This is a genomic window from Paenibacillus sp. UNC496MF (assembly GCF_900113915.1).
GTDB classification, from domain to species: domain Bacteria; phylum Bacillota; class Bacilli; order Paenibacillales; family Paenibacillaceae; genus Paenibacillus_Z; species Paenibacillus_Z artemisiicola.
Map to the genome: position 1 here is coordinate 39,414 of NZ_FORE01000011.1, position 13,562 is coordinate 52,975.

The window sequence follows — 13,562 nt, forward strand, 5'->3', positions numbered from 1 at the left end:
GGCCAAATTTGATGCCGTCCTAAACTTCGGCAGGAAGTGGACGTTCAATTCCTCCGACGTTCCATAGGGCATTTGTTCAACCCGGTGCAGTTGCCTGCACGCATCGAGGCCGTTCATGCCCCCGGAAGCATGATATCCAATACGATTAAGACATAATCATGTTTCAACGCACTCCCTAATGCTTTCGCTCCATCCACGGCCTTATCCGCAAAAAACCGATGTCGCTGAAGGACATCGGTCTACACGGGTTTTTCCTTATTTATTAGCTGGCCCGCTCGCTTAACTTATCCAAGCGCGGAGCTTTGAAATTCGCTGTATCACGATCCAAATGTCGGAACAGCAACGCCTCGGGCGACCCGGCTTAGCTTTCCGGCGAGCAGTGTCTACTCCTTCACCGATCCGAGCGTTATGCCGTGAATAAAGTACCGCTGCAGGAACGGATACACGAACAAGATCGGCAGCATCGTCAGCGAGATTTTTGCCGCATCGAGCGTCTGGTTCGATATTTCCGACAATGAACCCCCTGCCTTCGAAATATCCTCGGGACGCGTCGGATCGATCGTCACCACGATCTGCTGCAAGTACGTTTGCAACGGCATCAGATGCGGATTGTTAATAAAGACGATCGCCTGGAAATACTCATTCCATGTGTTGACGATCGTAAAGAGCGATATTGTGGCCAGCACCGGCAGCGACAGCGGAAAGTAAATATGCGTCAGCTTCGTCCAGGGACCGGCCCCGTCGATGTTCGAGCAGTCGTCCAGCTCCTTCGGCAGGTTACGCCAAAAATTGAAGACGAGCAGAATGTTGCCGAAGTTGAACAAATACGGCAGGACAAGAATCCAGAAATTATCGTACAAGCCGAGGTTTTTGGCGTTCATGTAGCCTGGAATGATGCCGCCGTTGAAGCTGCTGACAATCAAGAGCAGCCAGAGATACACGTTCCGCATCCGAAAGTCTCGGGTTTCCCGGGAGAACGGGAACGCGGCTAAATAGGTGACGACGGTGCCGAGCGCCAGCGTAATGACGATCCGCTCCACCGACACCCAGAGCGAACGGAAGAACTGCTTGTCGTCCAGGACGCGCGTATACGCACTCAGCGACAGCCCCTTGGGAAGCACGGTAATCGTGCCGGAACCGGCGATGGCGGGGTTGCTGAACGAGACCGCGACCGTATGCAAAATCGGAAACAACGTCACCGCCGAGATGACCGTCAAAATCAATATCAACGCAGCATCGAATGCCCGTGAACCGAACGACTTGGAAATAATCATGCGTTGTTCTCCTTCCGGGCTAGAATATGCGGTAGTTGGCAAACCGATAGGCCAGTGTATACGTAAGCGCGATCAGCGACAGCCCCATCACGCTATTAACGAGCCCGACCGCGGTACCCATTTCGTATTGCGCGCCGACCAGGCCGTTGCGGAAGACCCAGGTTTCGATAACGTCGCCGGTATCGTACACGATGACGTTGTACAAATTGTAGATCTGATCGAAGCCCGCATACAGAATGCCATTTAAGCTGAGCGTCGCCAGCAGCGCGATGACCATCGCGATGCCGGGAATGGAAACGTGCCAGATGCGTTGAAAGCGGGTCGCCCCGTCGATCTCCGCCGCTTCGTACAAAGCAGGATTGATGCTCGTAAGAGCGGCCAAATAAATGATGGTCGAAAAGCCCATTTCCTTCCACATGTTCGAGATGATGATGATCGGACGGAACCAGAAATTGCTGCCGAGATACATAATCGGTTTCAATCCGAAAATCGACTCTAGTAGATGGTTGATTATGCCATGGGTCGATAGAATGTCGCGGAAGATCCCCGCCAGAATGACCCACGATAGAAAATGCGGCAAGTACGTAATCGTCTGCACCGATCGCTTGAACCATTTGACGCGCAATTCGTTCAGCATCAGCGCGAGCACGATCGGGAGAATAAGCAGCGTGATCAGCTTGCCGACCGAAATGAGAAGCGTATTGCGCAGCACGCGCCAGATCTCCGGATTCTGCATCAGAAATTCGTAATGCTCCAGTCCCGCCCATGGCGACCCGACGATCCCTTTCGTCGGGATAAAATGCTTGAATGCGAGCAATATGCCGTATATGGGCAGCACATGGAACAGGATGAACAAGACAAAAATCGGTAGCAGCATGATGTGATAATGAAATTGATCGTTTTTGAAGAGCTTCGTCATCCTATCGTCCACGCTCCTGCCGCCGTTTGGGCGCGGCTGGCGACAGGCTCTAAACCTGCCGCCAGCCGGCCAAGCGGAATGTATTCGTTAGCTGCCTTCTTTGGCGACCGCGTCGTTCACTTCCTGCGTGATTTGATCGCCGCCCTGCGCTTTCCACTCCTTGACGAACGCGTCAAAGTAGTCGATCGGCTCCTTGCCCATAATGATCTTCGTGAACGCCGTCAGCTGTTTGTCCATGAGCGAGCCCATCTTGGCATCGTAGGTCGGCGTCGAGCCGTTGAAGGCGTTCCACTTGATATCGAGCGTGGAATGCGCGATCGCCGAGAGCGCGGACATCCAGTTGATGTAATCTTTGTACTTGCCCGGGTCCTTGCGCGGGTTGTCGTGGTTCGGTTGCAGCGAGCCTTCGAAGATCTGCCGCTCGCCGACCGTCAGATCGTCCACCTTCGCCTTGCCGGCGAAAATATCCTCAAATAGCTTGACGCTGCGCAACGTCGTATCGAGATAGGCGATGCCGAAGTTCGGAATGATCGTTGGCGCATCGACCTTGTCGCGCCCGTACTGGGTGTCCAGTTCATTGCGGCGGTCCACCGTTTCCTGGTAGCCGGAATGGCTGGACTTCGTGGCGAAGTTCAATATTTTCACGGCCGCTTCCGGGTTTTCGAACCCTTTCTTCACGACAAGGAACTGATTCGTCGGGAAATCCATGACGGCGTGGAGCGTATTGTCGGTCGTCAGCGTATAGGCTTTCCAGTCCGCCTTCGGATCGTTGTCGATGTTGAACGTCAGCGGGTAGCTGCCGTTCCACCACGAGCCGATTTGCATTCCCGCCTTGCCCGACGTAATCAACTCGGCTTCCTTGTTGCCGTCCTTCAGCGCGAATTCCGAATCGAGCAGCCCTTCCTTGTACATGTCGGCCAGCACCTGCAGCGGCTTCTTCGTCTCTTCCTGAATGCCGCCCCAGACGACCTTGCCATCGCCGTCCTTCACCCAGTTTTTCGGAAACGAGTTATAAGCGTTGAAGATCGAGACGGCGTCCGTAAACGACGGGTCCATGAACTGGTTCTGCATCGCAAGGCCGATCGTGTCCGCTTTGCCGTTGCCGTCCGGGTCCTTCTCCTTGAACGACTTGGCGACGGCGACGAGATCGTCGACGGTCTTCGGCGGCTGCAGACCGAGCTTATCCAGCCAGTCCTGGCGAACCCACAAAATCTGTACGTTCGCATACGTGTCGCCCTGAGAGGGCAAACCGTACATTTTGCCGTCGAAGGCGGCGTAATCGAGCGCTTTGTTCTCGAACGTCTGATAGTACTCCTTGACCTCGTCCGACGCATACTTCGCATAGACGTCCGTCAAATCCTCGACCATGTCGGCGTCGACGAGACGCTTCAGCATGCTGCGGGCGGACTGCTTGTTATCGGTCGATTTCAGGATGAAAACATCCGGAAGGTCGTTGCTCGCGAACATCAGGTTATATTTCTGGTTGAACTGGTCTCCGGACGGAGCGCTCCATTTGACGACCGGCTTGATGTTCAACTTGTCGAGCCAAAAATCGTTCGTCCAGTTCGATTCGTACGTGCTCCCCGGAATGAACGATTTCTCCGACTCCGGGTTGCGGTCGTAGATAACGCTGAGCTCCAGCGTCTCCGCATACTTACCGAACGGATCCGGCGTCTCCTCCGGCTCTTTGGTGGCGCCGGACGCCTGTACGTTGCCGGTTCCGCTGGCACCGCCGCCGGCGTTGGCGTTCGTCCCCCCGTTCCCGCCGTTGTTCGCATTCGAGCACGCCGACAGGACGAGCAGCGCCGCCGTCGTCAGCGCAAGGCCCGCGCGCAGCTTTTTCATGGCCTACCCCTTCTTTCTATTCAGAATGTGGAAGAGCTGAGTCCAGCTTACCCGATTCCGCTGTCCATCGATCAGGGAAGACCGTTCGGAGAGACGGCGAAATCCGTTTCCGGTTCGATCGGGATCGGACGTATTTCACACGGCCTTCGGACAAAATTAATCGGTTCGCTTCCGGCCATGGGTCTGCCGAACCCGAAATTCGGAAGGCAGCAGGCCGGTACATGCGCGGAATACGCGGCTGAAATACCGTTCGTCTTGAAAGCCCGAACGTTCCGCGATCCAATAAATCGGATAATCGGTCTCGGCCAACAGCTTGCGAGCCGTACGAATGCTGCAAGCGCGCGCGTATTCGTTGAACGACATGCCGATCGTCTCCTTGAACACCTGGCTGAAGTAGCTGCGGCTGAGACCAACGAGCCGTGCGACCTCGCCTTGGTGCAGTCCGTCCTTCAATTGCGCGCGTATGATATCGAGCGACCTCAGAGCGCACGCATAGATCTCCTTGGAATAATGCAGCTCCGTGAATCGGCGGCCGAGCGCCGACCGCGCCTGCCGAAGCAGCTCCATCCACTGCTCCCAGGAGAAGGCAGGCGCGGCAATAGCCGGCAGGCCTGCTTCCTTCATGCCTACGCTGAGCGACCAACCGTGCAGCGTCTCCGTAAGAAACTCGCCAAGCCTGCGGATCGGCGGCTCGCCCTCCCGCACTTGGGACGACCATTCCAGAAACTCATGCTCCGCGAACACCCAGGCGTAGGTTTGCCACCGCTTCTCGATGTCAGCCAAGCTGTCTGCGCGCTGCTTAGTCGTCCGCCGCTTCGCATCGGCGAGCGAGACCGTCAAGAGACCGCGGTCGGACTGGCAACGATATGGCAACGTCTGCGCAACTGCATCCGCGAGCGGCTTTTCCATGCCCCGAATCTCATCGGCGCGGCAGTTCGTGACTTGGATGGCCAACCAGCCTCCTGCCGCCGCCTCGGCCGCGATCCGCTCGTTCGCCGCCTCGCCTTGATGTTCGGCGATGTGCCAGCCGGATTCGCCCGCCCGCGCCAAGCCGTGCCCAAGTTCGGCGCGCAGGCGATCCGGCCAGTCCGGCTGCGCATCCGGCAGGGGGGCGAGCAGCAGCACCGCGTCCTGCTTTCGTATAGCGGCCCGCAGCTCCATCAACCGGCCCTTGATTCGGCCGAGCGACCGTTCGATTTCTTTCGTATCGAGCCGGGTTTTCACAATATAGTCCAGCGCCCCTAGCCGGAGCGCCTCCTGAATATAGTCGAAGTCGCGGTGGCAGGTCAGTACGACGGCCGGCAGCCCGGGATAACGTTCTTTCGCTTCGAGCAGCAGTTCAAGCCCCGACATGACCGGCATTGTCAAATCGGTGATCAGCAAATCGACTTCGCGCTCCCGCAGGAAGCGAAGCGCTGCCTCCCCATTGTCGGCCTCTCCGATGATCCGGATGCCGTAGCTCTCCCAGGGAAGCGAGTGAACAAAGCCTTGACGGACAAAATATTCATCTTCCACAAACAGCGTCTTGATCATAGTTCCCCTCCGGTTTCATCCGGCAGCCGCATTGTAATCGTTGTGCCGACACCGGGCTCGCTCTCCACCTGCATGCCGTACTGCTCGCCGTAGAAGGAGCGGATGGTATTCTGCACATACGCCAGTCCGATGCCGAGTCCGGCTTTCTTCGCTGCGTCCGCCGGCTTGTCAAACAACTGGCTCCGTTTCTCCTGCGACATGCCCTCGCCGTTGTCGGCGATCCGTACGCAGACGAATCCGTCCTTCTCCCGAGCAATCGTCACGCGGATAAAGCCGTCCTTGTTATGGAAGCCATGGTACAGCGCGTTCTCCACGAGCGGCTGCAGCAGGAAGCGGGGAAACGGAATATCGAGCGTGTCATCCTCAACTTCGAAGTCGACGCGGAACGCATGCTGATACCGGATCCGCTGCAGGCTCACGTAATCGCCGACCGCCTTCAGCTCCTGCCGGATCGTAACGACCTTCCCTTCTTTGCCGAGATTGTAGTCCAGCACCTCGATGAAATAGGACACCAGCTCGAAAATGTCTCTTTGGCCGTTCATTTTCGCCAGCCACTGCACCGTATTAAGCGTGTTATGGATGAAATGCGGATTGATCTGGTACAACAGCTTCTCCACTTCCAAATCCCGCTTATTGCGTTCCTTCAGCTCGATTTCCTTCAGCAGGCCCACGATTTCGCCTTTCATGAAGCCGAACGTGCCGAGGAGCTCGTCGAATTCCGTGACGCCCGTCTTGCGAATCGGCTCATTGAAGAGGGTCGCGGCGGTATGCTGCAAATACCGGTTAAGCCGAACGAGCGGCCGGTAAATCGTCCGCCAGATAAACCAGGCGAGAAGCAGGCTAGCGCCGATCGAAAGCAAGCCGACGGCGGCGAATCTCGCGATCCACTCGTTCGTCTCATGAAAAAATTCCTTGCGCGCGATTACCGTGAGCAGCGTCCAGCCGGCTTTGCCCTCGGCAGCGAACACGACATCCTCTCCGCTCGCGAAATAAGAGCGGCCTTTCGCCCGTTTCAGATCGGCCTGGCGATTCAGCGGGAACACGTCCATCTGCTCGCTGTATACGGCCTCTCCCTTTGCGTTTAAGAGCACATGCTTAATCGGCAGCCCGTATGGAATGCGGCTCAACCGGTCGCTGAACACTTTGAAATTCGTCTCGATATAGACGGCGATGCGTTTCTCGCCGGCCCCGCCGCCGACCGTGCGCAGCACGGAGAGCACCGTATTGTCGCTGTATGGATAGAGCGTCCGGTGCGGACCGAGAAACTCGAGCCCGGCGTACGGTGTTGCAATGCGGGGAAACTGAAGGATATGCAGCTCCGGATTCACATTCATGTTGGAGAACAAAAAGGACCCGTCATCCGGCAGGTAGTAGCTCATGAATCCAAGATCGGGATTCGTGTAATTGACGATCGTTGTATATTTATAGACGTCCTTCTCGATTTCGCTACGTTCCAGCGGGTCCTTACGGTGGATGTAGGCCTCGTAACGGTTGCGTATATCGCCGATCAGCGCCAGCTGCTGCGAAGCGTAATCCAGATTGCTGAGCGTGGCGTCAAGGCTTGTCTTCTCTTGGTTCAGCGTGCTATGGATGCCCTTCTCCAGCTTCCCCGAGAGCAAATTGTAGATGGTGTAATAGGAGATGCCGCCGATCAGGGAAACCGGTATGACGGCAGCCAGGAGAAGCACAGCAATTAGGCGGAACTTCAGCGAATGCGGAAGCGGAATGCCGAAACGACCGAAACGCATAAACGTCATCCCTTCGCATTATGATTGAAAGCGTATTCAGAATGAGCAACAGCAAGAGTCGCAAGTTGTCCGAATGGCTCTTGCCTCCCGCAGCGCAAGCGCGATACGGCTCGTGCAAAAACAACAGGCGCTCCCCTGACATGATGTGTTCAGACGTTCATGCATCATCCGACCTCGAACACCGCTTTTCCGGTCGTGCCACAGCAGGAGGAGGACCCCGAGGGGTCCTCCACTGCGCTGCAACCTATCGGATATACCCGAGCAGCTTTGCTAGCGCAACCGCCGCTTCGGCCCGGCTAACCGACGCCTTCGGTCTGAATCTCCCTTCGTCTGCCGTCATCATCCCGGTTACGATCGCGCCCTCGACCGATGCAAGCGCCCCGTCCGAAACCTGTTTCCCATCCTGCAGCCTGACCGCGTCCGGATGCTTGATCGTCCGGCCTGTTTCCGCCTCGTACACGCGCATCAATCCCGCCGCAAGCCGTTCGCGGCTAACCGCCGCATGGGACGAACCAGAACCGCCTGCGGCCGCCTGCATCGCAGGCACGGATGCTGCCGCGTCCGCCGTTCCCTCGGCGCCGTTCCGAGCGTCGGCGAACCTCGAGAGCTTCGCCGACAGGTCGTCCAGCTCGCCGGCTTCCAGCGCCTTATTCGGCTGGAAGCGGCCGTCTCCGCTGCCCACGATTCCGTTCGCGTACAGCGTCTTCACCGCTTCGGAGGCGAAATGTCCTGCTGGCACGTCCGAGAACGGCTCCGCGTTCGTGCCGAGCATGGACTCGAGCGCACGGTATTTCGGCGTCTGGAGGCCGCCGAAGAGGTCCTCCGTCGCTCCCCACATGCCGTACCGGCTGTAGCCGCTCGTCAGCGTGAAGTACATGAACATGTCGCCGTCCTTGGCGAGAAAATTGTTGCCGATGTCGTATGTTACGAGGTCGCCCATCCGCTCCGAACGATGGGCGGCGATCCGGTTCGCGACGTTAATCGTACTGCCGCCGCCGGAATCCGGCCCGCCCTCATATGTGAACGAATGGAGCCCGTATTGCGCCGCGAGATCGATCAGCTTCATTTTGCCGTCCTCCGGCAAGCCCCGGCGGGCGCTATCCGCCTGCATTGCGGTCAGTACTTCCGTCTTCGACGCCGCGTCGCTCGCTTCGGACGAATTGAAGTAAGGCGCGGTCGCGATCGCGTAGAAGAAGTTTCTCGGATCGCCGTACGTCTTGTCGACCCAGTTCAGCATATCCTCGTATTGGTCGGGAAACAGCACGAACCAGCTAAGCACCGGCCGGATCCGGGTATTCAGCGCATCCTCGCCGAAGACGGACTGGAACGTCCGCCCGATGTCCACGACCCGCTTGGCTACGCGGTGGCGCGCCCAAGAGCGCTGCTCCGGCGCATAAGAAGCATCGTTCGGGTCGTCGAAATAGGAGGTCATGACGTAACGGCTCAGATCGGAGCCCGCGCCGCCCTCCGCGATGGCGGCCGCTTTATTGTAAGCCTGTTGGCTAAACAGATCGTTCCACACCTCGTTCGAATACTCGACGTAAATAGCGAGCTGCGGATCGAGCTTCTCCTTCAGCAGCATGGCAAGCTCGCGTACGTAATCATCGGAGGCAGCGGCCGGAATGTTGATCCAAATATCCTTATGGGCTTCGTTGGCGAGCGCGATGAGGTACTCCCAGGCGACGCCCTTCGTGCCGTTCTGCTCCAGCTGGGTAGCGTCCGTCGGCTTCTTCCTGTCCTGCCATTCCGTACTGGCCGGATAGGACGGGTTGTTATTGTTCGTGCTCAGCCAATCCATAAAACGAAGCGTGCCGAACGGCTGAAGCGCCTGTACGAATTCGCGCGTGAATAGCTCGCCGCCGTCTGCTGAATAGCCCGGCCGCATCAGCTTCACGTCGCGAACGCCGCCAACCGTCTGCGTGAAGCTGACATAGAGCAGACCCCCGCCTTGGGGCAGCGTGATATCCGCCGTCGTCGTGCCGCTCGCTTCGTCGTAACGTTGATTGGCGATTGTGAACGGGCTGGAGGGATCCATGTTCCCGAGCACGGCCTTTCCTTTGAAGGAAAGCTTGTACGTGCCGCTTATATCGGGAATCCTCCTTTCGGGATCGTCGATCTCGTTCAGCCAGGCGGCCACCGGGCGGTGATCGAAGAAGACCGTCGCCGCATCCTCGAGCGGCCAGCCGTCGGCGTCCGTCTTCACGACCGCGGAGCCGTCCGGCTTCGACCAGGCACGAAGCGTCTTCGCGGCGTCCGCAAATTCGAAGCCGCGGCCGCCGATGCCCTCAAGCCCGACACCGATTTGCCCGGGGTAGATAGCCTTCGTCAGCGCCGGCAGCGGCGTACTCGTCTGCACGGCCGCGGTATTCGTCGGGAACGACAACAGACCTTCTTTCTCGGCAGCGACCTTGAACGCATAGGCTTGTCCGGCTTGCAGCCCATCCGCGGCATAGGTCACCCCGCTCGTTTGACCGATCGGCTTGCCGTCCCGGTAAACCGTATACGTCAGGCCATCCTTCTCCTGCGGTGCGTCCCAAGCTAGGTCGACGCGGGTTTCCGTATTATCGATGGAATGGAGGAATGACGGCGATATTGCTTCCTTCCGCAGCTCCTCGGCCGTGGAGACCTTCTGCAGCATCACGTCGTCCAGGTAGAAATCCGAATTCGACCATTTGACGAGCGTCAGATTGGAGTTGGACAGCTTCGTCAGCTCCTCCGGTGCCGTGAACTCGATTTCGGCATAGTGGTAGCTGCCGTCCGTTTCATTGAAATCGAGCTGCCGCGAAAAGCTCTTGCCGAGCGTTAGCTTCAAATTGCCGCCGGCTTCACCGTTCTCGTACTTATACCAGGCGCCGAAACGATACATGCGGCCTGGCTCCAGCGCGCCGAAATCGAGCCCCGACACCCCGAATCCGCCCGTGATTTTCAGCGCCATTACGCCTTCGTGCTGTCCGCCTTGGCCTATCGCGATGTTGGTCCAGTTCGGCCAGGCGATATCGCCGCTCTCAAAATCGCCGTTCGGAACGAGGTTGGCGCCGTACGTTTCATTCGCCGTCGCATCGGCGAATGCGTCGAGTGCCGTGGCGTTCACCGGCATGAGCAGCAGCAGCGTTGCAAGAACGGCCATGCGTATGCGTTTGTTCACGTGAATCCTTCCTTTCGTCTTATCAATCATGTTTGCGCTTTCATTCTAGCGAATTCCCGTCCCATAACTCCGATTGTTCTCAATTTTCATCGCTTGCCCGCCTGCCACCATCACGCCCCTTCGCCGCTCGGCTTTGATATCGCTTTTCTTCTGTCTATCCATCATTATAATGAAAGACAGTGTGATGCAAGGTTGCCGAACAGGACAAGTTCATGGGCAGTTCATGACAAAATCGCCGACTGGAGGCAGGATGCGATGAAGCCCGTTAAACGTGTATTGGAATGGAAAACGTTGTTTTCAGAAGGGCTGCCGGTTCATGTTACCCGGACGAAGGAAGGGTTCTACATCGAGCAGCACGTTCATGATTTCGTGGAGATCGTCTATGTCGAGGAAGGCGAAGGCTTCCATTACATTGAGGACGAACTCGTCCGCGTTCGCAGGGGCGACGTATTCTATCTGCCCGTCGGCACCTCGCATGTGCTGCGGCCGATCGGTCAACCGCCGTCGCCGCAACTCGTTGTTTATAATTGCGTCATCGATCCCCTTTTTCTGAAGCGGCTTCAGGATCTGCATGAGCTTTCGCTCCCATTCTGTCCTGCGACGGGCGTTCCCCGGCAGGGCGTACAAGACAAGGGTTGGTATGCCTTCTCGGATCGCAGCGAACAAATCGGAGCTATTTTCCACACCATGTTTACGGAATACGCACTTCGGGGAGCAGGGTGCAAAACCGCGCTCACGGGTTGGCTGCTGCTGCTGCACGTCAAGCTGTTTCAGCGGGATCGGGTTGCCTCCGCTGGCCAGCGGAATGCCGGTAAGCAGCTCGATGTCGCGTTTGAATGGCTCGATCTCCAAATCGATGGGCCCGTATCCCTGGCGAAGGCGGCAGCGAAGGCAGACATGAGTCCCCGGCATTTCTACCGGCTGTTCAAGGAACGGACGGGGCAGACGTTTCTCGAATACGTGCAAAACAAGCGGATCGCCAAAAGCTGTCTGTTGTTAGAAACGACAGACCTGGGTGTATCGGAAATCGCGTATGCCACGGGCTACAAGGATTTGAAAAGCTTTTACCGGACGTTCCGCAAGCTGGCCGGTTCCACGCCGACCGCTTATAGGCGTATGAAATCGGCTCCTTAACGAAAGCGGACAAACAAAAGGGCAAGTGTCATCGCGATGCCATAAAAAAGGCCGCCTCTTCGGCGGCCTTCAAATGAGCTTTAGCGGATGTCGTACTTCGACGGAACGGTCATGGTTCGCATGATGGAAGCTGCAGCCTGGCAAATGCGGTCCGGCGCGTTGGCAGTCGCCGCCTCCAGCGGACGAACAGCCTTCTCTCTGCTCTATCGCTCAGCTAGGACGATCCGATCGTCCGATAGCGGGCTACCGCTTATCCGCTCGAATTCGCCGAGCAGCTGCGAGACGGTGAGACTGCCCTTCCGCGATTCCGGAATGTCCAGAATTATGCGTCCCTTGTCCATCATGATCAAGCGATTGCCCAAGCGAATGGCTTGCTCCATGTTATGCGTGACCATCAGCGTCGTCAGCTTCGTCTCACGGACGATCTCTTCCGTCAGCGCCGTAACGAGCTCCGCGCGCGCCGGATCAAGCGCTGCCGTATGCTCGTCCAGCAGCAGAATTCGCGGCTGCGTGAACGTCGCCATCAGTAGGCTGAGCGCCTGCCGTTCGCCGCCGGACAACAGGCCTGCCTTGGCGCTGAGCCGTTCCTCCAGCCCAATGCCGAGGCGGTTCAGCTGCTCGCGAAACAGCCTGCGGCGGGAAGCGTTCACGCCCCAGCCAAGTCCCCGCTTCTTGCCGCGTCTGTACGCCATCGCCAAATTCTCCTCGATCGACATCGTCGGGGCCGTGCCTGCCAGCGGATCCTGGAACACGCGTCCGATCCATCGGCTGCGCGCATGCTCAGGCAGCTGCTGAATCGCTTTACCGCCGATGCGCACCTCGCCGACATCCGGTTTCATGACGCCGGAAATGATGTTCATCAACGTCGATTTGCCTGCCCCGTTGCTGCCGATGACCGTCACGAAATCGCCGGGGTTCAGCTTCAGCCGAACGTTCATAAGCGCAATTTTCTCATCCGGCGTCGCCGGGTTGAACAGCTTCGATACGTGGTCGATTTCCAGCATTACGCTCGACCTCCCTGATTGCCTGCCCCGCCCAACAGCTCTTCGGTTCGCCTGCGGGCTAACGACTTCTGTCTTATGGCACGCCTTGCGGTCGGAATGACCAAGGCCGCAATGACAATTAGCGCCGTCATGATTTTCAGATCGGACGCATCCAGCAGATCGATGCGAAGCGCCAACGCATGGATGATCCGATACGCGACGGAGCCCAGAACAACCGCAAGCGTGGCTTGGAACACCGAACGGAAACCGAAAATCGCTTCGCCGATAATGACGGAAGCCAAGCCCAGCACGATCGTGCCGACCCCGCTGGCAATATCGGCGAAGCCGCCTTCCTGCGCTATGAGCGCCCCGGACAAAGCCACGAGCCCGTTGGAGAGGCTGGCACCGAGAATTTTAGCCGTGTCGGTATTTGCGCCCAGGCTGCGAATCATGCGGGCATTGTCGCCGGTCGCGCGAAGCGCCAGACCCAGGTCTGTATGGAGAAATGCGTCAAGCAGCAACTTTGCGACTAGCACCATGGCCACGAGCACAAGGATGAACGCGGCGCGGTTATCCGAGATCGCCGAGAACAACGTATCCGAGCGCAGGAGCGAGATATTCGGCCTTCCCATCAGGCGCAAATTAATCGAATACAGCGCGATCATCATTAGAATACCGGCAAGAAGGCCGTTGATTTTGCCCTTCGTATGCAGCAAACCCGTACATGCGCCCGCAGCCAAACCGCAGATAAACGCGCAAAGCGTCGCGATAACCGGGCTATGCCCGTGCGTGATCATCATCGCGGTAACTGCGCCTCCCGTGGTATAGCTGCCGTCTACGGTCAAATCGGGGAAATCCAATATGCGAAACGTGATATAGACGCCGAGCGCCATCAAGGCGTACAGCAGCCCCAGCTCTACCGCTCCTGTTAATGCGATTAGCACCAGCCCAGCCTCCTCATGGAAACGGGGCAAGCGCCTT

General features: G+C 57.8%; 9 protein-coding genes. 1 reads left to right on the top strand and 8 read right to left on the bottom strand.

The window, feature by feature from the left end:
* Positions 1–383: 383 nt before the first annotated feature.
* The 6 genes from BMZ79_RS19870 to BMZ79_RS19895 all read right to left on the bottom strand — a co-directional run bounded on the left by BMZ79_RS19870 (position 384) and on the right by BMZ79_RS19895 (position 10,464).
* The gene (locus BMZ79_RS19870; protein WP_090642852.1) at positions 384–1,274 is read right to left on the bottom strand and encodes a carbohydrate ABC transporter permease; all 891 of its coding nucleotides are present in this window, start codon (positions 1,272–1,274) and stop codon (positions 384–386) included.
* A gap of 19 nt (positions 1,275–1,293) precedes the next feature.
* Positions 1,294–2,193 (bottom strand): ABC transporter permease, encoded by a 900-nt coding sequence (locus BMZ79_RS19875; RefSeq protein WP_090642854.1) that lies wholly within the window; start codon positions 2,191–2,193, stop codon positions 1,294–1,296.
* Between the two features lie 87 nt (positions 2,194–2,280).
* Complete coding sequence (locus BMZ79_RS19880; protein WP_090642857.1) at positions 2,281–4,038, bottom strand: extracellular solute-binding protein; 1,758 nt, start codon at positions 4,036–4,038, stop codon at positions 2,281–2,283.
* A 156-nt stretch (positions 4,039–4,194) separates the two neighbouring features.
* Positions 4,195–5,571: a helix-turn-helix domain-containing protein gene (locus BMZ79_RS19885; RefSeq protein WP_090642859.1), complete on the bottom strand. Its 1,377-nt coding sequence runs from the start codon at positions 5,569–5,571 to the stop codon at positions 4,195–4,197.
* Positions 5,568–7,319, bottom strand: a complete 1,752-nt coding sequence (locus BMZ79_RS19890; RefSeq protein WP_177222225.1) for a sensor histidine kinase — start codon at positions 7,317–7,319, stop codon at positions 5,568–5,570. Before BMZ79_RS19890 ends, BMZ79_RS19885 begins: the two co-directional genes overlap by 4 nt.
* 244 nt (positions 7,320–7,563) lie before the next feature.
* Positions 7,564–10,464 (bottom strand): carbohydrate binding domain-containing protein, encoded by a 2,901-nt coding sequence (locus BMZ79_RS19895; RefSeq protein ID WP_177222226.1) that lies wholly within the window; start codon positions 10,462–10,464, stop codon positions 7,564–7,566.
* A gap of 255 nt (positions 10,465–10,719) precedes the next feature.
* Here BMZ79_RS19895 and BMZ79_RS19900 point away from each other — a divergent pair, with 255 nt between their 5' ends.
* A complete protein-coding gene (locus BMZ79_RS19900; RefSeq protein ID WP_090642867.1) occupies positions 10,720–11,598 on the top strand; it encodes an AraC family transcriptional regulator in 879 nt (292 codons plus the stop codon).
* A gap of 203 nt (positions 11,599–11,801) precedes the next feature.
* Here the strand turns inward: BMZ79_RS19900 and BMZ79_RS19905 are convergent, their stop codons facing one another.
* Both BMZ79_RS19905 and BMZ79_RS19910 read right to left on the bottom strand, forming a co-directional pair.
* Positions 11,802–12,602, bottom strand: a complete 801-nt coding sequence (locus tag BMZ79_RS19905; protein ID WP_090642870.1) for an ABC transporter ATP-binding protein — start codon at positions 12,600–12,602, stop codon at positions 11,802–11,804.
* On the bottom strand, positions 12,602–13,474 hold the full coding sequence (locus BMZ79_RS19910) for an ABC transporter permease (RefSeq protein WP_371263764.1): 873 nt from the start codon (positions 13,472–13,474) through the stop codon (positions 12,602–12,604). Before BMZ79_RS19910 ends, BMZ79_RS19905 begins: the two co-directional genes overlap by 1 nt.
* Positions 13,475–13,562: the final 88 nt, after the last annotated feature.